General features: G+C 62.3%; 18 protein-coding genes and 1 pseudogene. 2 read left to right on the top strand and 17 right to left on the bottom strand.

The window, feature by feature from the left end:
• Nucleotides 1–188: 188 nt before the first annotated feature.
• The 12 genes from hutG to hutC form a co-directional block, all read right to left on the bottom strand.
• Nucleotides 189–989 carry an N-formylglutamate deformylase gene (hutG, locus tag JWR98_RS22660; RefSeq protein WP_078731186.1) on the bottom strand — a complete coding sequence of 267 codons (801 nt, stop codon included), beginning with the start codon at nt 987–989 and terminating at the stop codon, nt 189–191.
• A gap of 12 nt (nt 990–1001) precedes the next feature.
• Nucleotides 1002–2207 (bottom strand): imidazolonepropionase, encoded by a 1206-nt coding sequence (gene hutI / locus JWR98_RS22655; RefSeq protein ID WP_078731185.1) that lies wholly within the window; start codon nt 2205–2207, stop codon nt 1002–1004.
• 15 nt (nt 2208–2222) lie between these two features.
• Nucleotides 2223–3632 (bottom strand): amino acid permease, encoded by a 1410-nt coding sequence (locus JWR98_RS22650; RefSeq protein ID WP_205491242.1) that lies wholly within the window; start codon nt 3630–3632, stop codon nt 2223–2225.
• Nucleotides 3633–3809: 177 nt separating this feature from the next.
• Complete coding sequence (gene hutH / locus JWR98_RS22645) at nt 3810–5342, bottom strand: histidine ammonia-lyase (protein ID WP_205491241.1); 1533 nt, start codon at nt 5340–5342, stop codon at nt 3810–3812.
• 31 nt (nt 5343–5373) lie between these two features.
• Nucleotides 5374–6882, bottom strand: a complete 1509-nt coding sequence (locus tag JWR98_RS22640; RefSeq protein WP_078731182.1) for an HAL/PAL/TAL family ammonia-lyase — start codon at nt 6880–6882, stop codon at nt 5374–5376.
• A 54-nt stretch (nt 6883–6936) separates the two neighbouring features.
• Nucleotides 6937–7761: a quaternary amine ABC transporter ATP-binding protein gene (locus tag JWR98_RS22635; protein ID WP_003171158.1), complete on the bottom strand. Its 825-nt coding sequence runs from the start codon at nt 7759–7761 to the stop codon at nt 6937–6939.
• The gene (locus tag JWR98_RS22630; protein ID WP_003171157.1) at nt 7758–8609 is read right to left on the bottom strand and encodes an ABC transporter permease; all 852 of its coding nucleotides are present in this window, start codon (nt 8607–8609) and stop codon (nt 7758–7760) included. Before JWR98_RS22630 ends, JWR98_RS22635 begins: the two co-directional genes overlap by 4 nt.
• A gap of 71 nt (nt 8610–8680) precedes the next feature.
• On the bottom strand, nt 8681–9646 hold the full coding sequence (locus JWR98_RS22625; RefSeq protein ID WP_078731181.1) for an ABC transporter substrate-binding protein: 966 nt from the start codon (nt 9644–9646) through the stop codon (nt 8681–8683).
• A gap of 68 nt (nt 9647–9714) precedes the next feature.
• Nucleotides 9715–11175 carry a purine-cytosine permease family protein gene (locus JWR98_RS22620; protein ID WP_205491239.1) on the bottom strand — a complete coding sequence of 487 codons (1461 nt, stop codon included), beginning with the start codon at nt 11173–11175 and terminating at the stop codon, nt 9715–9717.
• 79 nt (nt 11176–11254) lie between these two features.
• Nucleotides 11255–12925, bottom strand: a complete 1671-nt coding sequence (gene hutU, locus JWR98_RS22615) for a urocanate hydratase (RefSeq protein WP_078731179.1) — start codon at nt 12923–12925, stop codon at nt 11255–11257.
• A gap of 342 nt (nt 12926–13267) precedes the next feature.
• Complete coding sequence (locus JWR98_RS22610) at nt 13268–13828, bottom strand: HutD/Ves family protein (protein WP_078731178.1); 561 nt, start codon at nt 13826–13828, stop codon at nt 13268–13270.
• Entirely contained in the window at nt 13825–14535 is a 711-nt protein-coding gene (gene hutC / locus JWR98_RS22605) for a histidine utilization repressor (protein WP_225911443.1), read from the bottom strand. The genes JWR98_RS22610 and hutC overlap by 4 nt, the downstream gene beginning before the upstream one ends.
• 147 nt (nt 14536–14682) lie before the next feature.
• Between hutC and JWR98_RS22600 the strand changes: the two genes are divergently transcribed.
• Nucleotides 14683–16047 carry a formimidoylglutamate deiminase gene (locus tag JWR98_RS22600; RefSeq protein ID WP_205491238.1) on the top strand — a complete coding sequence of 455 codons (1365 nt, stop codon included), beginning with the start codon at nt 14683–14685 and terminating at the stop codon, nt 16045–16047.
• Between the two features lie 53 nt (nt 16048–16100).
• Here JWR98_RS22600 and JWR98_RS22595 read toward each other — a convergent pair whose 3' ends face one another.
• Together JWR98_RS22595 and JWR98_RS22590 are read right to left on the bottom strand one after the other, a co-directional pair.
• Nucleotides 16101–16670: a lipocalin family protein gene (locus JWR98_RS22595; protein ID WP_078731175.1), complete on the bottom strand. Its 570-nt coding sequence runs from the start codon at nt 16668–16670 to the stop codon at nt 16101–16103.
• A gap of 30 nt (nt 16671–16700) precedes the next feature.
• Nucleotides 16701–16955 carry a hypothetical protein gene (locus JWR98_RS22590; RefSeq protein ID WP_003171143.1) on the bottom strand — a complete coding sequence of 85 codons (255 nt, stop codon included), beginning with the start codon at nt 16953–16955 and terminating at the stop codon, nt 16701–16703.
• 165 nt (nt 16956–17120) lie between these two features.
• On the opposite strand from JWR98_RS22590, the gene JWR98_RS22585 reads away from it, so the two are divergent.
• A complete protein-coding gene (locus tag JWR98_RS22585; protein ID WP_078731174.1) occupies nt 17121–17303 on the top strand; it encodes a hypothetical protein in 183 nt (60 codons plus the stop codon).
• A 55-nt stretch (nt 17304–17358) separates the two neighbouring features.
• On the opposite strand, the gene JWR98_RS22580 is transcribed toward JWR98_RS22585, so the two are convergent.
• The 3 genes and pseudogenes from JWR98_RS22580 to JWR98_RS22570 form a co-directional block, all read right to left on the bottom strand.
• Nucleotides 17359–18369, bottom strand: a complete 1011-nt coding sequence (locus JWR98_RS22580; protein WP_003171139.1) for a class 1 fructose-bisphosphatase — start codon at nt 18367–18369, stop codon at nt 17359–17361.
• Nucleotides 18370–18478: 109 nt separating this feature from the next.
• Nucleotides 18479–19830: pseudogene (locus JWR98_RS22575) on the bottom strand (DUF3999 domain-containing protein).
• Entirely contained in the window at nt 19830–23348 is a 3519-nt protein-coding gene (locus JWR98_RS22570) for a DUF2339 domain-containing protein (protein ID WP_205491237.1), read from the bottom strand. The pseudogene JWR98_RS22575 and the gene JWR98_RS22570 overlap by 1 nt, the downstream one beginning before the upstream one ends.
• Nucleotides 23349–23466: the final 118 nt, after the last annotated feature.

Raw genomic sequence — 23466 nt, 5'->3', positions numbered from 1 at the left:
TGCCGTCTGGCACTATAAACCCGAATGGTGCAATGAGCATGCCCTTGAGCGCTTGGACCTGTGTCAGCAGTTCGCCATGCGGGCAATCCAGTAAGCTTGCGCCCGCACGTTGACCGCATTCTCATGACCGAACGCCGTCAAGTGTGGGAGCGGGCTTGCCCGCGAAGTTATAGCGGCAACGCCGAAAATTACCGGTAGTGCATTTGTCCCCAGGCCAACAAGCCTTCCAGCAATCGCTTGAGCACCACTTGTGTCGGTTCGGCCAGGTCAGGTCGATACCTGAACGGTTCAACCTCTTCCATATACGTGCTCTGGCACAACTCCAGCTGCACCGCATGAATATCCTGCGCCGGGTTGCCGTAGTGCCGGGTGATATGACCGCCCTTGAAGCGCCCATTGAGTACATGGGTGTACCGCGGATGCTGGGCGCAGACGGCCTCCAGTTGGCCGGCCAGCTCTGGATCGCAGGCGGCGCCGTTGAAGGTGCCGAGGTTGAAGTCCGGTAGTTTGCCGTCGAACAGGTGCGGGATCACCGAGCGGATCGAGTGGGCATCGAATAACAATGCGTAACCGAACTCGGCCTTGATACGCGCGAGTTCCTCTTGCAACTGCCGGTGATACGGGCCCCAGATTTTTTGCAGGTAGGTGACGCGCTCCTCTTCGGACGGCACCTGGCCTTGGCGAAACAGCGGGACGCCATCGAACAACGTCTCCGGATACAGACCGGTGGTGGCGCCGGCATAGAGCGGCTTGTTATCGGAGGGTCGGTTCAAGTCGATGACAAACCGCGAGTACTCCGCCGAGAGGGTGCTGGCACCCAGTTCCTCGGCAAAGTCATACAGCGTCGGAATGTGCCAGTCGGTATCCGGCAGGCTTTGTGCCTCGGGAATCAACCCGGCCTCGACCACAGGCGTGAGGCGCAGCCCGGCATGGGGCATGCTGATCAGCAGCGGCACACGACCTTGTTTGAAGTTCAGAACCTTATCCACAACGGTACTCCTTTAAACAGTGACGTCGACGCCATGGCGCACGACGCGTTTATCCAACTCACCGCCCAGCCAGTAAGCCAGGTCGGCGGGGCGATCGATCTGCCAGGCGACAAAATCGGCGACCTTGCCCACTTCCAGCGAACCATGGGTGGCGCCCATGCCCAGGGCGTTGGCCGCATGTTGCGTGGCGCCGGCCAGGGCTTCTTCCGGGGTCATGCGGAACAGGGTGCAGGCCATGTTCAACATCAGGCGCACCGACAGTGCTGGCGAGGTGCCGGGGTTGAGGTCGCTGGCAATGGCGATCTTCACGCCGTGTTTGCGCAGCGCGTCCATCGGCGGCAATTGGGTCTCGCGCAGGAAGTAGAACGCACCCGGCAGCAGTACCGCGACGGTGCCCGAGGCAGCCATGGCGATGGCGTCTTCTTCGGTCATGAACTCCAGGTGGTCAGCCGACAACGCCTGGTAGCGTGCCGCCAGGCTGGAGCCGTGCAACGACGACAGTTGCTCGGCGTGCAGCTTCACCGGCAGGTCGAGTTGCTGGGCGACCTTGAACACACGCTCCACCTGCTCGGTGGAAAACGCCAGGTATTCGCAGAACGCGTCCACCGCATCCACCAGCCCTTCGGCCGCCAGCGCCGGCAGCATTTCGGTGCAGATGTGCTCGATGTAATCGTCGGCACGGTCCTTGTACTCCGGCGGCAACGCATGGGCCGCCAGGCAGGTGGCGCGCACGCTGACCGGCAGCGCTTCACCCAGGCGACGGGCCACGCGCAGCATCTTGCGTTCGTTGGCCAGGTCCAGGCCGTAGCCGGATTTGATTTCCACCGTGGTCACACCGTCGCGCAACAGACTGCGCAGGCGCCTTTCAGCACTGGCAAACAGTTCATCTTCGGTCGCGGCGCGGGTGGCGCGCACGGTGCTGGCAATACCGCCGCCCTGGGCGGCGATCTCGGCGTAGCTCACACCCTGAAGGCGTTGTTCGAATTCGCCGCTGCGATTGCCACCGAACACCGTGTGCGTGTGGCAGTCGATCAGCCCGGGGGTGACCCACGCGCCTTGCAGGTTCTGCACCTGGGCGTAGTCCGCCGTCGGTACTTCGCTGCGCGGGCCGATCCACTCGATGAGCACACCGGCGGTGACCATGGCGGCATCCTCGATGATCGAGTAATTACCGTTGGCCATGGTTGCAATGTGGCAGTGCTGCCAAAGCGTTTTCATCAACGCCTCCCTAAGTTATCGATGAGACACAGCCGGTTCGTATTGGACCCTGGCGGCTTGCCCGGCGGCGGGTTTGACCCACAGCAGGTAGGCAACGACCAGCAGCCCGATCCACACGGCGCCGACCAGCAAGGCTGCCTGGGTGTCCGGGAAGTAGCCCAGCACACCAAACACAAACAGCATGAACACGATGGCCGCCGCGGGCGCGTAAGGCCAGAACGGCACCGGGAATTTAAGCTCGGCTACCTGCTCGCGGGTCATGGAGCGACGCATCGCGACCTGGGTGAACAGGATCATCAGCCACACCCACACGGTGGCGAAAGTGGCAATCGAGGCGATCAGCAGGAACACGTTTTCCGGAATCAGGTAGTTGAGCACCACGCCGCCGAGCAACGCGGCGCCCATCACCAGCACGGTCATCCACGGCACGCCTTGTTTGGACAGTTGCGCAAACCCTTTGGGCGCCTGCCCTTGCTGCGCCAGGCCGTACATCATGCGGCCGGCACCGAAGATGTCGCTGTTGATGGCCGACACCGCCGCCGAGATCACCACGATATTCAGGATAGTGGCGGCCGAACCAATGCCGAGGTTGCTGAATATCTGCACGAACGGGCTGCCTTGGCTGCCGATCTGCGGCCACGGGTAGATGGCCATCAACACAAACAGGGTCAGCACATAGAACAGCAGGATGCGCAGCGGCACCGCATTGATCGCCTTGGGGAGCACGCGCTGTGGGTCCTTGGCTTCACCGGCGGTGATGCCGATGATTTCAATGCCGCCGAACGCGAACATCACCACCGCAAACGAGGCGATCAGGCCACCGATACCGTTGGGCATGAAGCCGCCATGGGCCCACAGGTTACTCAGGCCACTGGCCTGGGTTTCACCGGCCGAATGGATGCCGAACAGCATGATGCCGAAACCGCCGAGAATCATCGCGACAATCGCGCCGACCTTGAGCAGCGACAGCCAGAACTCCATTTCGCCAAACACTTTGACGTTGCACAGGTTCAGGCCGCCGATCAGGAACACAATACCGAGCACCCAGACCCAGCGCGCGACCTCGGGAAACCAGAAGCCCATGTAGATACCGAACGCGGTGACGTCAGCGAGGCAGACGATGATCATTTCAAAGGCGTAGGTCCACCCGAGGATAAACCCGGCCATCGGGCCCAGGTAGGTGCTGGCGTAATGGCCGAAGGAACCGGCCACCGGGTTATGCACGGCCATCTCGCCGAGGGCGCGCATCACCATGAACACCGCGGCGCCGCCGATCAGGTAGGCCAGCAACACGGCGGGGCCGGCCATCTGGATGGCCGAGGCGGAACCGTAGAACAGCCCGGTGCCGATCGCGGAACCGAGTGCCATGAAGCGAATATGTCGGGCGGTCAGCCCGCGTTTCAAACCTTTTTCCTGCTGGTGCATTTCTCGTCCCTATTATTTTTATCCTGAGAAAAAACGAAGCCCTGAGGCAGGTGGGCTTTTCGTGGCGAGGGAGCTTGCTCCCACTGGGCTGCGCAGCAGCGCCAAAACCGTGCGAGCGCTTCGCACTCGAGCGGGAGCAAGCTCCCTCGCCACAAGAGCATCCAATCTCAAACAGCCTTACAGACTCGGCAACAACTTCGCCGGCACCAGCTCATTCAGGCAGCGGCTGGCGAGCAGTTCGCTGGCGGCGATGATGTCCGGGGCGAAGAAGCGGTCCTTGTCGTAGAACGCCACTTTGTCGCGCAGAAGGCCACGGGCCTTTTCCAGTTTCGGCGAGGTCTTCAGGCCTTCGCGCAGGTCCAGGCCCTGGCAGGCGGCCAGCCATTCCACCGCCAGAATCCCACGGGTGTTCTCGGCCATTTCCCACAGACGCTTGCCCGCAGCCGGAGCCATGGACACGTGGTCTTCCTGGTTGGCCGAGGTCGGCAGGCTGTCGACGCTATGGGGATGCGCCAACGCCTTGTTTTCGCTGGCCAGCGCGGCGGCGGTGACCTGAGCGATCATGAAACCGGAGTTCACGCCGCCATTGCCGACCAGAAACGGCGGCAGTTGCGACATGTGTTTGTCCATCATCAGCGAGATGCGGCGCTCACTGAGCGAACCGATTTCAGCGATGGCCAGCGCCATGTTGTCGGCGGCCATGGCCACCGGTTCGGCGTGGAAGTTGCCGCCGGAGATCACATCGCCTTCGGCGGCGAAGACCAGCGGGTTATCCGATACGGCGTTGGCTTCGACCACCAGCACCTCGGCCGCCTGGCGGAACTGGGTCAGGCACGCGCCCATTACTTGTGGCTGGCAACGCAGAGAGTACGGGTCTTGCACCTTGTCGCAGTTCTGGTGCGACTGCGAAACCTGGCTGCTGTCGCCGAGCAGGTCGCGGTAGGCGGCAGCCGAATCGATCTGCCCACGCTGGCCACGAGCGGCGTGAATGCGCGCGTCGAACGGCGAGCGCGAACCCAGCACCGCTTCCACGGTGAGGCCGCCACAGGCCAGGGCGCCGGCGAACAGGTCTTCGCCTTCGAACAGGCCACGCAGGGCATAGGCCGTGGACACCTGGGTACCGTTGAGCAACGCCAGGCCTTCCTTGGCGGCCAGGGTCAGCGGTGTAAGGCCGGCGACTTTCAGCGCATCGCTCGCCTCCAGCCATTCACCTTTGTAGCGCGCCTTGCCTTCGCCGAGCAGTACCAGGGACATGTGGGCCAACGGCGCCAGGTCGCCGGAAGCGCCAACGGAACCTTTCAACGGAATATGCGGATACACCTCGGCATTGATCAGCGCGATCAACGCATCGATCACCTGCCGACGAATCCCGGAGAAACCACGGCTGAGGCTGTTGACCTTGAGCACCATGACCAGCCGCACCAGCGCATCGCTGATCGGCTCACCGACGCCGGCGGCATGGGACAGCACCAGGGAACGCTGCAGGTTTTCCAGGTCTTCGCTGGCGATGCGGGTCGAGGCCAGCAGCCCGAAACCGGTGTTGATGCCATAGGCGGTGCGGTTCTCGGCGAGAATCTGCTCCACGCAGGCCACGCTGGCTTCAATCTGGGCCGAGGCACTGTCATCCAGGTTGAGGGTTACCGGCTGCTGGTAGATGGCACGCAGTTGGGCAAGGCTCAGTTGGCCTGGAATCAGGTTTAGCGCAGTCACATTCGTTCTCCTTGTGAATTATTCTTGGTGTTCAGTGCAAATTCGGCAGTGCGGTGTCTTTGAGCAATGCGGCGGCGGCCGCGATGTCCGGTGCCAGCCAGCGGTCCTGCTCATACGCGGGGACCACTTCGCGCAGCAAACGCCAGGCGCGGTCGGTGCCGGCGCCGAAGCGCTGGTCCTTGAGAAACTCGAACGCCTGGGCCGCCAGCAAGTACTCGATGGCGAGGATCTGAGTCACGTTGGCCAATACCTGGTGCAGCTTGAGCGCAGCATTGGTGCCCATGCTCAGGTGGTCTTCCTGCAAGCCCGAGGTGACGAAATTGTCGAGCACCGCCGGCTGCGCCAACTGGCGGTTTTGCCCGCACAGCGACGCGGCGACGTACTGCACGATCATCATCCCGGAGTTCACGCCAGGGTTGCTCACCAGAAACGCCGGCAAGCCGCTGACATGCGGGTTGATCAAGCGGTCCAGGCGACGTTCGGCCACCGAGCCGATTTCGGCCATGGCGATGGCGAGCAGGTCGGCGGCCAGCGCCACGGATTGGCCGTGGGGGTTGGCCTGGGACACTACCCGGTAATGCTCCGGGGTGCCGAGCAGCAGCGGGTTGTCGGTGGCGCTGTTGAGTTCGGTCTCGATCTGACGTGTGGCGTGCGCCACCTGGTCACGCGCGGCGCCGTGGATCTGCGGGATAGAGCGGATGCTCAAGGCGTCCTGGGTGCGAATGCCTTTGCTGCCGGCGATCACTTCACTGCCATCGAGCAGCGCACGCAGGTTGATGCCGACGTGCTGCATGCCGGGGTGTGGCTTGAGGGCGATGATCTCTGCATCGAACGCGTCGATCTGGCCGCGCTGGGCCTCGAAACTCATGGCGCCGATCACGTCGGCCCATTGCAGCAAGTGATGCGCGTCGGCCAGGGCCAGGCAGCTCAAGCCAGTCATGCACGGCGTGCCATTGACCAGGCACAGACCGTCCTTGGCGCCGAGTACCACCGGCTGCAAATCTTCTTCGTCCAGGGCCTGTTGCGCCGGGACGATCTGGCCGCGATAGCTCACATGACCGACACCCAGCAGCGTCACGCCGACATGGGCCATATGCGTCAGATAACCCACCGAGCCCTGGGACGGAACCTGCGGCGTGATGCCATGGTTAAGCAGCGCCAGCAACGCCTGCACCACCTGCGGATGCAGGCCGGATTTGCCGTGGCTGTAATTGATGACGGCCGCGCAAATGATCGCGCGGGTTTGCTCATCGCTGAGTACCGGACCGACACCGCAGGCATGGCTGAGCAAGGTATTGCGCGACAGCTGGCTGAGTTGCTCGCCTTCAAGCGAGACATTGCACAGCGCGCCCAGACCGGTGTTCACGCCATAGGCGCGTTCGCCGCTGGTGACGATGCGTTGCACGATGGCTTGGGCATTGTCGATGCGCGCCCAGGCCTGGCCGGAGAGTTCGAGCGCAGCGCCGTGACGGGCGACGGCGACTACGTCCTGCCAGCGTAAGGGTGTATCGGCGATGATGATTTTTGCTACCTGGGACATTGTTGACCTCTTCATATTCTCTACAGCTTTGCCAGCCCCACCACAAAACCTGGATCAGACCACCGCCGCCCGTCGCTGAACAAACCGGTCCACATACTCATCCGCCGGCGAATGCAGGATCTCCCGAGGCGTGCCGACCTGGATCAGCCTGCCGTCCTTGAGGATCGCAATGCGGTTGCCGATACGCACCGCCTCGTCGAGGTCGTGGGTGATAAACACGATGGTCTTGTGCAGGGTCTTCTGCAGCTCCAGCAACTGGTCCTGCATCTCGGCACGGATCAGCGGGTCGAGGGCGCTGAAGGCTTCGTCCATCAGGATGATGTCGGTGTCGGCCGCCAACGCACGGGCCAGGCCGACGCGCTGGCGCATGCCGCCGGAAAGCTGGTGCGGGTATTTGTTTTCGTAGCCCTTCAGGCCCACGGTTTCGATCCAGTGCAGCGCGCGCTCGGCGCACACCTGCTTGGTTTCGCCACGCACCTTGAGGCCGTAGGCGACGTTGTCGAGCACGCTCTTGTGGGGCAGCAGGCCGAAGCTCTGGAACACCATGCTGATCTTGTGGCGACGGAATTGGCGCAGGGCGTCCATGTCCAGTTGCAGGATGTCTTCGCCGTCCACCAGGATCGCGCCGCTGGTGGGGTCGATCAGGCGGTTGAAGTGGCGCACCAGGGTGGACTTGCCGGAACCCGACAGCCCCATGATCACAAAGATCTCCCCGGTGCCGATGCTCAGGGACAGGTCGTTCACGCCGACCACGCAGCCGGTCTCGGCCAGGACCTGATCCTTGGTCTTGCCCTGGCCGACCAGCGCCAGGGCTTCTTTGGAGCGGTTGCCAAAAATTTTGAAGACGTTTTTGACTTCGATTTTGCTGACAGTAGTCATTTGCTCGCCTCATGCCGTGGACGACCGTAGGCCTGGGTAATGCGGTCGATGACCACAGCGAGAATTACAATCGCCAGCCCGGCTTCAAGGCCACGGCCGACGTTGAGGGTCTGGATGCCGACCAGGACGTCTTCACCCAAGCCACGGGCGCCGATCATCGAGGCGATCACCACCATCGACAACGCCATCATGGTGGTCTGGTTGATGCCGGCCATGATGCTTGGCAGCGCCAGCGGCAGTTGCACGCCGAACAGTTGCTGCCAGCGGTTGGCACCGAAGGCGTTGATGGCTTCCATGACTTCGCCGTCGACCTGGCGAATCCCCAGGTCGGTGAGGCGAATCAAGGGCGGTGCGGCGTAGATCACCGTGGCGAAAATCGCCGGGACCTTGCCCAGGCCGAACAGCATCAGCACCGGGATCAGGTACACGAAGCTGGGCATGGTCTGCATGATGTCGAGCAGCGGCATCAGCACCGAACGCAGGCGATTGCTGCGTGCCGAGAGGATGCCCAGCGGAATACCGATCAGCACCGAGATCACCGTGGCGACCATCATCAGCGCCAGGGTTTGCATCAATTTGTCCCATAGGCCAACCGCGCCCACCAGGAACAGCAGACCGACGATCACCGTGGTGGTGACCACCTTGCGCGTTGCGTGCCAGGCGACAGCGCCGACAATCGCCAGCATCAGCCACCAGGGCGCCGCGCGCAGCAGGCCTTCCAGGTTGACGATGGCCCACAGCAGAGTGTCGGAGATCTGCCGAAATACATCGCCGTAATTGGTGACCAGTGAATCCACCCAACCGTTGACCCAGTCGGCAATGGAAAACGTAAAACTCTCAGGAAACATAGCGTGCTCTCGATCCAGTGGGTTGCAGCCGGTCGCCCGGCCACCCCTCAGGGTAGCCGGGCTCACTTGGCCTACAAGGCCGCGTCGATTTTCTTGGCTGCGTCGTCGCTCACCCAGGCGTGCCAGACTTCAGGATGTTCCTTGAGGAAGATCTTCGCCAGTTTCGGCGACTCAATGCGTTCCTTGGCCATGCGCCCCAGGTTCTGGTTAAGCAGGTCGATCGGCAGGTTGACCTTTTCCAGCACAGCCACCAGTTCCGGGGCTTGCTCGTGGAAGGTCTTGGACAGGCCGACCTTGATGCTCACGGACTTGTCCACGCCGGGTTTTTCTTCGAGCTTGACCAGGTCGACCTGACCCATCAGCGGGGTTGGCGACCAGTAGTAGAACAGGATCGGCTCACCGCGCTTGTAGCTCGACAGCACCGCCGCATCCAGCGCCGGGCCGGTGCCCGGGCGGAAGTTGGTGTAGGTGCTTTCCAGGCCGTAGCTCTTGAGCATTTCGCTGTTGTCCAGCTCGCAGGTCCAGCCGGCCGGGCAGTTGTAGAAACGGCCCTTGGACGGCTCTTCCGGGTCCTTGAACACAGCGGCGTACTGGGTCAGGTCAGCGATGTTTTTGAGGTCCGGGGCCTTGGCCGCAAGCTTGCGCTTGGCGTCGCCTTCGATCACATAGCGCGGTACGTACCAGCCTTCGATCGCACCGACGATCGGCGCCCCGACGCCGACGACTTTGCCCGCCTTCTCGGCCTTGTTCCAGACTTCGCTGCGGCCGACCCACTCTTCGGCAAACACTTGGATGTCATTGCTGCTCAGGGCGTTTTCCATGGTGATGGAATTGCCCGGCAGGCTGTCGGTTTTGCAGTCGTAGCCTTTTTCCAGCACGGTTTGCAGGATGTCAGTGAGCAACATGCCGCTTTCCCAGTTCAGGCCGGCGAACTTCACCGGTTTGCCCGATTCGCACCAACCGGCCGCATAGGCGCCGCTGCTTGCCAGTAAGCCCGCAGAGAACAACGTGGTCAGCAGGGTCTTATTCATTTTCATTGTGTGACGCTCCCAATCATGAAATGGATTACGGCAGTCAAAAGGCATCCTGCCCTGTCCACGTCCCGTCAGGCCTGCGCCGCAGCGCGACCGGCTCCGCTTTTTTCAGTGGCTACAACGCTGTCCTGCTCGACCGGCAGGATCAGTTGATCGGGCACGCTGCCGTGCCATTTTTTTGCGCACAGGTAATACAGGGCGGCGGGCAATACCAGGCCGATGATCCAGGAGATATCCACATCCCCCAGGGCGCTTACCAGCGGGCCGGTATAGAACTTGGTAGAGATAAACGGCAACTGCACCAGCACGCCGAATACATAGACGCTGATACCCAACGGGTTCCAACGACCGTAGCGCCCGTTTGGATCGGACAGCGCCGGCACGTCATAGCGCTCGCGGGTGATGCAGTAGTAGTCCACCAGGTTGATCGCGCTCCACGGTGTAAAGAAGGCGAGCAGAAACAGGATGAAGGACTTGAACGCGCCCAGGAACGAATGCTGGCCGAGCAGCGCGATCAGGGTGGCGGTACCCACAATGACCAGCACGAAGACCAGACGCTGCAGGCGCGAAACCTGCAGGTGCCCGCGAAAGCCGCTGATGATGGTGGCGATGCACATGAAGCTGCCGTAGGAGTTCAGCGTGGAGATGGTGACCTTGCCGAACGCGATGCTGAAATACAGCAGCGCAGCGGCGGCACCGCTGCCACCCAGGCCCACAATGTAGGCCACTTCATGGCCGGCGAATTTCCCGTTGGCCATGGCCGCGGCAAACACGCCGAGGATCATCGCCACTTGCGCGCCAATCACTGAGCCGGCGCCCGCCGCGAGAAAGGTTTTTACCGACGACGTGCTGCTCGGCAGGTAGCGCGAGTAGTCCGCCACATACGGCCCGAAAGCGATCTGCCAGGAAGCCGCCAGGGACACCGCGAGCAAGAAGCTGCTCCAGCTGAAATGGCGGATCTGCAACAAGGCGCCGATGTCGGCCTGGCCCATCAAACGCGTGAACAGGTAAACGAAGGCAATCACCCCAATCACGCTGGCGACACGCCCGATAAAGTGGATCACCCGGTAACCCAGCACCGTGACCAGCACGATCACGCTGGCGAAAATCAGAATACCGACGCTGTCGCTGACCCCGAACAACTGCCCCAGCGCCTGGCCGGAGAGCACCGTGCCCGTCGCCGTGAAGCCCAGGTACATCAGGCACACCAGCACGATCGGGATGGCCGCGCCATACACGCCGAACTGCACGCGGCTGGAGATCATTTGCGGCAAGCCCAGTTGCGGGCCTTGCGCCGCATGCAACGCCATCACGCCACCACCGAGCAGTTGCCCGATCAACAGACCGATCAACGACCAGAACACATCGCCGCCCAACACCACGGCCAGGGCCCCGGTGACGATCGCGGTGATCTGCAGGTTGGCGCCCAACCACAGGGTGAACTGACTCAAGAGACGACCGTGTCTTTCCGCTTCCGGGATGTAGTCGATCGAACGCCTTTCGATCAACGGGGTGGTGTCGTTTGCAGCCATGGGTGTTCAACCTCTGATGGATTGTCTTGGGTTCGCCGCCGATCAAATGTGGAGGGGGCAAGCCCCCTGCCACATTTAGTTATTTGATCATTGGGAGATTGAGGCCCTGCTCTTTGGCGCAGTCGATGGCGATCTGGTAACCGGCATCGGCGTGACGCATCACCCCGGTCGCCGGGTCGTTATGCAGCACGCGCGCAATACGCTCGGCCGCCTCGTCAGTGCCGTCGCACACGATCACCATGCCCGAGTGCTGGGAGAAGCCCATGCCGACGCCGCCACCGTGGTGCAACGAAACCCAGGTCGCGCCGCTGGCGGTGTTGAGCAAGGCGTTGAGCAACGGCCAGTCGGACACGGCGTCGGAGCCGTCCTGCATGGATTCGGTTTCGCGGTTGGGGCTGGCCACCGAGCCGGAGTCGAGGTGATCACGACCGATCACCACCGGTGCCGACAGCTCGCCGCTGCGCACCATTTCGTTGAATGCCAGGCCGAGCTTGGCGCGCTGGCCCAGGCCGACCCAGCAGATACGTGCCGGCAGCCCCTGGAAGCTGATGCGCTCGCGGGCCATGTCCAACCAGTTGTGCAGGTGGGCGTCGTCCGGGATCAGCTCCTTGACCTTGGCGTCGGTCTTGTAGATGTCCTGCGGGTCACCGGACAGCGCCGCCCAACGGAACGGGCCGATGCCACGGCAGAACAGCGGGCGGATATACGCCGGTACGAATCCCGGGAAATCAAAGGCGTTTTCCACGCCTTCTTCCTGGGCCATCTGGCGGATGTTGTTGCCGTAGTCGAACGTCGGGATGCCCTGTTTCTGGAACTCCAGCATGGCCTTGACGTGCACGGCCATCGACTGCTTGGCGGCCTTGATCACGGCAGCCGGCTCGGTCTTGGCGCGAGCCCGGTATTCGTCCCAGGTCCAGCCGGCCGGCAGATAACCGTTGAGCGGGTCGTGGGCGCTGGTCTGGTCGGTGACCATGTCCGGACGCACGCCGCGCTTGACCAGTTCCGGCAGAATTTCCGCGGCGTTGCCCAGCAGGGCAATGGAGATGGCCTTGCCTTCCTGGGTGTACTTGGCGATACGGGCCAGGGCGTCGTCGAGGTCGGTGGCTTGTTCGTCGACATACCGGCTGTTCAAGCGGAAGTCGATGCTGACCTGCTGGCACTCGATGTTCAGCGAGCATGCACCGGCCAGGGTCGCGGCCAATGGCTGTGCGCCGCCCATGCCGCCGAGGCCGGCGGTGAGCACCCAACGGCCTTTGAGGTTGCTGTCGTAATGCTGGCGACCGGCTTCGACGAAGGTTTCGTAAGTGCCCTGAACGATGCCCTGGCTGCCGATATAGATCCAGCTGCCGGCGGTCATCTGGCCGTACATGGCCAGGCCCTTGGCATCCAGTTCGTTGAAGTGTTCCCAACTGGCCCAGTGCGGCACCAGGTTGGAGTTGGCGATCAGCACGCGCGGTGCGTTGCTGTGGGTCTTGAACACGCCGACCGGCTTGCCCGATTGCACCAGCAGGGTTTCGTCGTCGTTCAGGTTCGTGAGGCTTTCGACGATCTGGTCGTAGCACTCCCAGTTGCGCGCCGCACGGCCGATACCGCCGTACACCACCAGTTCTTTCGGGTTCTCGGCCACTTGCGGGTCGAGGTTGTTCATCAGCATGCGCAGAGGCGCTTCGGTCAGCCAGCTTTTGGCGGTGAGCTTGTTACCGCGGGCGGCGCGGATTTCGACGTCACGGTATTTTGTAGGCTTGGTCACAACTCAGACTCCTCGGCGATCGATGCACGAACAGGGATGGTGCGAAGCAGGGTCTTACGCACACATCTTTACTTGTATGTACAAGCATATGCAATCGAGCGGCCAACTTGTGGAGCGCGGTGTTGAAGTTTTTTTGAAGCGCGGCTGTAAGCCTTGGACATTAAGGCTTCGGGGCGTGATGAAATTTCTTACGGAAGGGTTTTGCAGCCAAAGGGATTTGTGATGACAGCGTGACGTTGCGCCACACTGGGGCATTCGGTAACAAGTTGGTGCGCGAGCCGGAAACAGATCGCAAGAACAGTGGGAAACAAATGTGGGAGGGACTGGCCCCTCCCACATTTTTTACCCGCGCGGGGTCAGTTCAATGACGCAGCAGCGGCCAGTGACGCAGACATCCAGCAGCTCGTTGTTACCGTCCACTTGCAGACAATCATGATGACCGAGCTTCTCGCCCAGCACCTTCACTTCATCCGCCACGCTGAACACCAGCACGGTCTGCGCCGTACTGAAAAACCGCTGCTCACCGTCAACCCACTGCAACCGCGCATGGTAACGCTGGGGCGAATAGATCAGGTTGAAGTCGCGGATCGGCCCGGTGATCAAGCGGCACGACACCTGGCTGTCGCCGTTGAACGCGAATGGCTGCAGCGGTAACAGGCCGCGCTGCTCTTCGCCATCCACGGTCAACACCATGCCGGCGCCCTGGATTACCGTGATCACGCGCTGGTAGCCGGCGAAGGTGGAGAACCCACCCGACTCGCCAATATCGGCAATCGACAGGCGCCAGCCAAAACCATCCAGGCCGGCGCCTGCGTCACGGGAGATTTCTTCGGTGCTGCCGCCGCCGTTTTTCCATGGCATGCGCACGTAATCGGCAGCGCGCCAGATATTGACCGCACTCATTTGCTGAAACGTCCTTCGAGGCTGTGACGGGAACCGGGGTGGATCAACCGTGCGGCGGTCACCGGCTGACGACCCGACCAGGTACGCCGACGAATCAGCAGGCACGGCTCGCCAGGCTCGATCTGCAGCAGCTTGCACTCGGAGGCGTCGGCGAGAATGGCTTCTACGACGTGCTCGCCTTCCGTCAAGGGTGCAACCTGGTTCAGGTAGGCGTAGGGCGTTTGTTGGGTGAAATCCTGCTGCAAGTAGTCCGGTGCGACCAGGGCGTTGACGAACCGGTCTTCAATTTGCACGGGGATATCGTTTTCGTAATGCACGATCAACGAGTGGAACACCCGCCCGCCTTCGCGCATTTCCAGGGCCACGGCACGTTCGGAACCGGCGGCCTCTTCGCCCAGGTGGATGACCTGGCAGGTATGCCGATGACCGCGGGAGGCGATCTCATCGGCAATGTTGTGCACCTCGAACAGCGCCGACTGGCTCTTGGGCTCGGCGACAAACGTGCCGACGCCTTGCATGCGTACCAGCAACCCTTCGGCGGTGAGTTCGCGCAGGGCGCGGTTGATGGTCATGCGGCTGAAGCCCAGTTGGCTGACCAGTTCGCTCTCGGACGGCACGCGATAATGCGGCGGCCAGTTGCCGGTGAGGATCTGCTGGCTGATCATCTGTTTGACGCGGGCATACAAGGGCGCCGGACTTTCGTCCATGTGGGCAGCCAGCGAAGAGTTGGCGGGCGGAGTCGGCACAGGGAATCCTTGCAGGGGGAAAAGATGCATAGATTGCCGGAGTTTACCGAGCAGGCAAACGTCTGTATATGTATATACAAATAAACACACGACCGGAGTGCTCTGATCATGTCCGCTTTCTTTGCCGAACGCGCGCTGCTGCCTAGTGGATGGGCCAACGATGTACGTCTTGAAGTCAGCGCTGACGGGCTGCTGACCCACGTCACGGCCAATGCCAGCTCGGATGCCGCCGAACGGCTGAGAGGCCCGGTCCTGGCGGGCATGCCGAACCTGCACTCCCATGCGTTCCAGCGCGCCATGGCAGGTTTGGCCGAAGTGGCCGGCAACCCCAATGACAGTTTCTGGACCTGGCGCGAGCTGATGTACCGCATGGTCGGCAAGATCAGCCCGGAGCAACTGCAAGTGATCGCGCGTCAGCTGTATATCGAGATGCTCAAAGCCGGTTACACCTCGGTGGCCGAGTTTCACTACGTGCATCACGATGTCAGCGGCCAGCCGTATAGCGATCGCACCGAGCTGTCGCGGCAGATCAGCCAGGCGGCGGCCAGCAGTGGGATAGGGCTGACGTTGCTGCCGGTGCTTTATACCCATTCAGGCTTCGGCGGCCAGGCACCCAATGACGGCCAGCGACGGTTTATCAACAGCACCGAACACTATCTGGAGTTGCAGGCGCGTTTGCAGCCGATTCTCGCGGCTCAACCGGCGCAGCAACTGGGCCTGTGTTTCCACTCCCTGCGCGCGGTTACACCGCAACAGATCAGTGACGTGCTGGCCGCCAGCGACAAGGGGTGCCCGGTGCATATCCACATTGCCGAGCAGCAAAAGGAAGTCGACGACTGCCTGGCCTGGAGCGGCAAGCGTCCGCTGCAATGGCTGTATGACAACGTTGAAGTCGATGAGCGCTGGTGCCTGGTGCACGCAACGCATGCCGACGCGGACGAGGTTACACGCATAGCCAGGAGCCGCGCGATTGCCGGCCTGTGCCTGACCACCGAAGCCAATTTGGGCGATGGAATTTTCCCGGCGGTGGACTTCCTCGCCCAAGGTGGGCGCCTGGGCATTGGTTCCGACAGCCATGTGTCGCTGAGCGTGGTGGAAGAACTGCGGTGGCTGGAATACGGCCAGCGCCTGCGCGATCAACGGCGCAACCGTTTGTATCGCAGCGATCAACCGATGGTCGGGCGGACGCTGTTCGATGCCGCGCTGGAGGGCGGCGCGCAGGCACTGGGGCAGCCGATTGGTCGCTTGGAAGTGGGTAAACGTGCGGATTGGATTGTGCTGGACGGTAACGATCCCTACCTGGCGACTGCCAGCGAGGATGGGATTCTCAACCGCTGGCTGTTCGCCGGCGGTGATCGGCAAGTGCGCGATGTACTGGTGAACGGCAAGTGGGTGGTGCGCGATGGGCGGCATGCCGGCGAGGAAGAAAGCAACCGGGCGTTTACGCAGGTACTGAAGGATTTACTCGGTTAAAACATGTGGGAGGAGCTTGCCCCCTCCCACAATGGATCGGTGGTGATCCTGGGTTATTGCGAAGTCTTGGCCATCTGCTTATCCGACGTACGCCAGATCAACCGAGTGGTGTCATACCCCTGCTGCCGCGCCCGGCTCAGCAGGTCTTCGCGGGTATCGGCGCTCACTGTAGGCGTGCGCGACAAAATCCACATGTAGCGCCGGCTCGGGCTGCCGACGATGGCGGTCTTGTAGTCATCGCTGACGTACAGCACCCAGTAGTCGCCCTTGGCCACGCCCGGTAACAAGGCGGTAAACCAGTTATTGAATTCCACCCAGAGCTTGTCGGTCTTGCCGGGCACTTGCGGCGTTGCTGTGCCCTTGGCTTCTTCCCACTTCCATTCGCTGGTCAGGCAGCGGTTGAACACCGACATGTCGCCGTCAGGCAAGAGCGTGTAGCGAGCTTCGGATTGCGCGCAATTGCGCTGGAAGTACATCGGCAGCCGGGCCAACTCATACCAGGTGCCCTGGTAACGCTTGAGGTTGACGCTGCCGGCAGTCTTGGGTTGCAGATCATCGCCAGAATGGCTGGCGCAGCCCGCCAAAAACAGGCTGGCGCAAAGGAACACAACAAAACGCATCATTCTTCTTCTCCCGCAGGCTTGCGCCCCGGTTTACTTCAGGCCTTGCCCGGAAAACATCAGAACCTTGTCACCGGCATATTGAACGCTGATAAAGCTGGTTTTATCGCCCCAGGTGCAACTGGACATACCCAGTGCGCCGGAACAGTCAGTAGGCTTGCCCAGCAACGACTCGACCTCAGCCTTGGGCATCCCGGCCGACAGTTTTGCGTAATTCTCTTGATTGACCTTGCTGCAGGCGGCCAACAGCACGCAGAAAGTCAGCAGGGCAAGACGGCGTAACGACATGGAATAACTCCTGGAGGGACAAGGCAGCGTGGGTATCTGCCAGAAGCTTAGAAGGGAAAACAGGTGTCTGGTTCCCGATGCGGGGTGGTATTTCTTTTTTCTGCACAGGGACTGCGCCGTCCTGCCAAAATCGCAAAGTTTGCACTTGGATGAGGACTCCAGCTCATGAGTGAAGAAAGCAAATTCGAGCTATACGCTTCAGAAACAAAAGTGATGTTGGAACGACTCGCTTCAGGCGCGCAGGAAATCGAGTCAGGACTTTATCAGGTCCTCGACGACGTCTTCATAGAGCTGGACCAGAGCCAAACCGCTGATACCCGCAAAAATGAAAAAGCCCCGAAACGCTGAAACGTTTCGGGGCTGTTTCAAAATGTAGGAGCGAGCGTGCTCCTACAGTTAGACCTTACTTCTTGTGATAAGCCGTCACACGCTCAACTTCTTCCTTCGAACCCAGGAACACTGCCACACGCTGGTGCAGGCCTTCAGGCTGGATGTCGAGGATGCGCTGGTGGCCGTCGGTGGAGGCGCCGCCTGCTTGCTCGACCAGGAAGGACATCGGGTTGGCTTCGTACATCAAGCGCAGTTTGCCCGGCTTGGACGGCTCGCGGCTGTCGCGTGGGTACATGAACAGGCCACCACGGGTCAGGATACGGTGCACGTCGGCCACCATGGCAGCGACCCAACGCATGTTGAAGTTCTTCTTCAACGGGCCTTCTTCGCCTTCCATCAACTCGTTGACGTAGCGCTTGACCGGTTCTTCCCAGTGGCGCTGGTTGGACATGTTGATCGCAAATTCCTGGGTGGATGCAGGAATGGTGATGTCTTCGTGGGTCAGCACGAAGCTGCCCATTTCGCGATCCAGGGTGAAACCTTTGACGCCGTCGCCCAGGGTCAGCACCAGCATGGTCTGTGGGCCGTAGATCGCGTAACCGGCAGCCACTTGCTCGGTGCCTGGCTGCAGGAAGGCCTTTTCGTTCAAGGCTTCGTTCTGGCTCAGGTATTCGTTCGGGCAGCGCAACACGGAGAAGATGGTGCCGACCGGTGCGTTGATGTCGATGTTGGACGAGCCGTCCAGCGGGTCGAACACCAACAGGTAAGCGCCTTTGGGGTATTTGCCCGGGATCTGGTAGGCATTGTCCATTTCTTCGGACGCCATGCCGGCCAGGTGACCGCCCCATTCGTTGGCTTCAAGCAGGATCTCGTTGGACAGCACGTCGAGCTTCTTCTGCACTTCGCCCTGCACGTTTTCTGTGCCCATGCTGCCCAGGACACCACCCAGTGCGCCTTTGGAGACGGCGTGGCTGATTTCCTTGCAAGCACGCGCCACCACTTCGATAAGGAAGCGCAGATCGGCAGGCGTGTTGTTGCTGCGGGTCTGCTCAATCAAATAGCGACTCAAGGTAACGCGGGACATGTAAGGCTCCGGAGAATGGGGGGCTTGAAAACCCGCGCAGTTTAACGCGAGTCGGGGCGTATTTCCTCCTATCAGAGGATAAAAACCCAATAGAGTTCATGGACTTTATTTAACCTGCCACCGACGGCTTGCGCAGCAAACTGTAGGCCATGGCGCCCAGCGCCGCCACGCCGAGCAATAATACGGCCCAGAGCCCGAACTTTTTCCAATTCGGCCCGCTCTCGACAGCCGCCACAACCGCAGGCGGCGTGGCTGCGATCTGCCCCGCTATTTTGGCTTGTCCCAGTGCCTTGAGGCGCTCGGCGCTGTAGTCCGGGATCAGCGTCGACAGTGGCAGGTTCGCGGCCTTCACCGAGGTATTGCCCAACGCCAGGCTGAACGGCGGCTCTCCACGAGCCAGGAACACCAGTTGGGTCGTGCGCACCGCCAAGCGCAAGGCTGGCGCTTGAGCACCCAGGCCACCGCCGCGCTCATCCACCTGCAACCTGAGCTGGTTGACCACCTGGCCGGGCAACTGCAACTCATCCTGCACTACGTCCTGGCCGTTCTGGGTCAGGCGGTACAACAGACCACTGCTCAGGGGCTGCCACGCTTGCTTGGCATCACTTCGCCCCGACAACGTCACCGGCGCCAGTGTATTGGGCTGCTGCAGCTCGATACGCAAGCGCTCCACATTCAGCCCCGTGGGCAGCTGCCAGCTGTATTCGCCAGCACTGAGTCGCGTGCCGGCCAACGGCTGCGACCACACCAGCGGCATCGGCAGACTGTTGCTGGTGGCGCTGGTCAGTTTGGCCGAGGTCAACAGCGGCGCCGCCTGGCCTTGCCATACCAGGCGCAGGTAACGCGCCGATTGCCCCGGCAGGCTGACGTCATGCTGCTCGACCCGCTCGTCGGCAAACGACAAGCGCGCCACTTGCCCATCGCCCCAGGATTCCCAATGTTGCAGGTCGTCGCTGGCTTCCATGCTGAAACGCTGGAAGCGTCCCGCTCGCGACTCCAATCGAGGCTCAGCTGCTGCAAGGGCGCCTTGATCGCGCTGGCGTCCAGCACCCAGCCGCGCAGGACCTGCTTGCCCGGTTTCGCGGCGGTGCTCGGTTTGATTTCCACCAGGGTGCCTTCGGCGGTGGTTTTCATCACCACACCGGGCAAGGCCTGCTGGGTGTCGGCGGCGTACAGCGGGAACCACTTCACATCGGTGACGTTACGGCTTTCGGTGCGCAGGGACGACTGGCGCGACAGCGCATACGCCTGAGGCTCACCGGCAGCGTTGAAGACGCGCATATCACCGAGGTCCGCCTGACGCGCATTCAATTGCACGTCCAATGGCAACTCAAGACGATACCAGGGGCCGTTGCCGCTGACGCTCAGCGGCACCCGGCTGGCGAAATCCGCCGGCACTTCCTGAGCCCACGCCGACACCGCCGCACACAGGCCCACCAGGGCCACGCTCAACTTACCGATCAAGAGGCTGCTCCTTCAGTTTCCAGCACAGGTTCGACACGTTTGGGCGGCAGCGGCGCGAAGTAGCCCACCACCAGCAACAACCCGCCCACGCCGATAAACGACACGATTCGCGCCAGGCCGCCACGGTTGCTCAGCTCGACAAAGAACAACTTGGCCACCACCAGCGCAATCAGCGCCGCGCCGATCAGCCACACTTCGCGACGATGACGCAAATGGCCACCGATCATCAGGCCCAGGGCGATCAACGTCCAGACGATCGACAGGCCGGCTTGCACCAGCATCGATTCAAGCAACGCGTCCAGCTGGAAGGGGACGCCGCCCCAATGGTGAGCCGTGCGCATCACCAGCGCGGTGAAGAACGCAAACAGTGAAAGCCCCGCGACACCCTGGGCGAGCGACTCGGCCCTTGGCCCGCGTTGCGGCGCGACGCCGCGCGACCACACGTAAACACCCAGTAACGCGAACAACAGGCCAAGGTCCAGCGGGTTGAGCAGCGGTACATAGGGCAACGGCTCAGCCGTGCCGTCGCTGAAGCTGTTCGCCAGCCAGAACCAGCCGAGCATCAGCAACGCCAATGGCAGCGCCGCGAGCACGCGATACTCCCGTGGATACGCCGACACCGGCCAAGGCCAGTTGCGCGGCGCAGCGGCCAGCACCAGGTAAAGGCTTGGCAGGATCGCCCAGCCCAACCAGCGCCAGGCGTTGTATTCGGCCGAGAAACGCAGCAGACCGTAGCGCAGTTCCAACGCCAGCATGCCGATCAGCATCCAGCAGCCCAGTACATGGGCGATGCTCAGCGCCCTGCCCGGCACTACCGCCGCCAAGCGCCGCAGCGAGATGAAATGCACCGCAAACACCGCCAGCCACGCCAACCATCCGTACTGCGCCGCCGGGTGGTAATAGGTGTGCGCCGAGGCCAGCAGCACGATGCCCGCCGCCGGCATCAGCAAGGTGCAGAGCATGCCCAACGACGCCCAGCGCAGGCGTGTCGCCAGCAGCGTCCAGATCGCCACGCTGATGGCAGCGATGCCGAGCAGGAAGGCGCCTTGCAGCTCGCCGGGAACAAAACGCAGTACTTCGCCGGCCAGGGCCATCGTCCACCAGGCCGCGCCCCACACCAGCAGCAAGTCGGACAAACGTTGCAATTTGAGCACCGAAAACACGGGTGCATGGGGCTCACGCTGCAAGCGCCAGGCGCCGATCATCGCGGCCAGCCCCAGCACCATGGGTGTCCAGAAACCGCTATGAGGCAGCGGGCTCAACGCGTCGCGGCTTAAAGACCCGAGCAGGTCCGGCACCGCCAGCAGGAACGAGCCACCGCCGATCAGCTGCAGCAGCAAGCCGAAGATAAAACTCACGCGCTGTTGCAGGTACAGGCTCAACCAGATGATCAACAACCCACTGGCCGCCCAGACGCCACTGGCGCTTTCCCACGGCAGCACAAACAGCACGGCGAGGTTGATCAGCACCAATCCGGCCAGCAGCACCACCGACAGGCCGCGCAACAGGCGCACATCGTTGCGCACCATGTCGTCACGCGCCGCCAGCAGCATGCCGCCGATCAAGGCCAGGCCGATCAGCGAGGCCGTGAGCAAGCCGCTCCAGCCGGCATCGAATACCGCCGCGCCCTCACCGCCCTGCAAACGCAGCAGGAACAACGCGCCACCCAACAACTGCACGGCAAACGCAGCGAACAGGAAGGTGCGCGAGCCAATGCGCAGGCCGATGAACAGCGTCACCAACCCGGCGATGGCCCAACTGACAGCGGTGCCTTGGGTCAGCAACAACAACGGCGCCAGCAGGTACAAGAAACCCAGGCCCAGGCTCGCCAGGACCGGCAGGCCGCGGCGCTCCCAATCCGCCGCCTGCTCGCCGGGCGCCTGGCGCAACTGCTGGAAGCTGAACAGCAACGCCGCGCCCAGCAGCAAGGCTCCCAGTGGCGCGCCATCAAGCAAGGTGTGCTCGCCGATGCGCAACTCGCTGAGGAACGCCAGTGCCGAGCCCAACTGCAGCAACAAGCCAAAGGCTCGCGCCAACGGTCGTTGTTGGCGCAGACCCAGCCAGAAGATCCCGGCGCCTTCCACTGCCCAGGCCGCAGCGGTCCAGCGCGCATCGAGGCCCAGCGGAATCGCCAGGCTGGCAAAGATCACGCCCAGGGCCAGGCAGGTTTCCGCCAGCAGCAAGGCACGCCCGCCGCTCAACAACCGCGCCAGGCCCATATAGATAATGCCCAGGCCCAACGCGCTGAACGCAGCGGCAAACTCCAAGTGCTGCACCAATGCGAATTGCAAGCCAAAGCCCACCAGCGGCGGGCCGAACAGCATACTGCCGTCGACATAATCGCCCTTGGCCGCCGACCAGCGCAGCAAGGCATCACGGCCCTCGGGCGCGTCGCCCATTTCCTGCAATTTGCGCCGGGCGAACAACAGGCCGATGGCCAGGTACATCAGGAAAAACACAATCAGGAACGGTTCGGTGCTCCACAGCAGCTCCGGCGTGTAGGAGCGCATGCCCCAGGCGAAGCCGATGCCGAACGTGCCGACAAAACCGATCAGGTTGAGCAAACGCCAGGCCTTGAACCAGGCAATGGCGAGGATGCCGGTATTGAGCAGGGCAAAATAACTGAACAGCGCCACATGGTTGCCGGCACCGGTGGACGTGAGGATCGGCGCGGCAAAACCACCGAGCGCCGCCGCACAGGCCAACCCCAGCGCGTCCTGGGTAACCGCCAGGATCGCCGAGAACAGCGTGACCGCCACCAGCAGGCCCAAGGCCGCGCCGGGGTCGATCAGCGGGTGCAGGCGCATCGCCGCAAATACCGTCAGGTACAACACCGCGATGCCGGTGCCCTGCAGCATCAACCCGTAATTGCTGTTACGCAGCCGCAGCCACCAGCCCAGGCCCAACAGGCCGAGGGCGGCGGCGGCCACACCGGCGTAACGCAGCTCGATCGGCACCACCATGCCTTCCGTGGCATAGCGCAGCAGGAACGCCAGGCCGAGGAACAACAGCACCACACCGACCCGCAGCACAGTGTTGCCGCCAAACAGCCAGGTGCGCGCACCGCTGATGGCGCGTTCGATCAGGTTGGGGCCGCGCGGGGCGGCAGGTGCTCGAGGACTTGGCGTGGCGACCCACACGTCATCCGGCAGCGGTTGGCTCGGTTCGGCAACGGCGGCGACGGGGGCCAATTCGGCCGGCAACTCCCAGACAAGCTCGGGGGCCTGGGCGACAGGTGCGGGTTCAGGGGTAAATTGCGGGACGGGAGCTTCGACAATGGCGCTGCCAGCTGGCGCGGGGACTTCCAATTGCCGCAGTCGCTCGCCCAGCGCGATCAGGGCCTTTTGCGTGGTTTCCAACTGAAGCGCTTGTTGATTTGCCTTGGATGACAGCTTCGACAGGCTAATCGCCTGGCCAATGCCCAACCCCAGCAGCGCACCGATACCCGCATCATAGAACGACTCATCGAGCGTCCAGCCGAGCACCAGGCCAATCAGCATGAAAATCCATTGCATCGTCGATATTCCCTGAGCAGCCCGAGGCGGGCAAACCGGGGCCTAGTATATCGACGCGAGACCAATGTGGGAGGGGGCTTGCTCCGATAGCTTTGCGTGTAGCAGCTGCCGAGCCTTG

Source organism: Pseudomonas lactucae (assembly GCF_016937615.1).
Lineage (GTDB): Bacteria > Pseudomonadota > Gammaproteobacteria > Pseudomonadales > Pseudomonadaceae > Aquipseudomonas > Aquipseudomonas lactucae.
The sequence above is the reverse complement of the archived record's forward strand: the minus strand, read 5'-3'. Positions and strand labels throughout refer to the sequence as shown.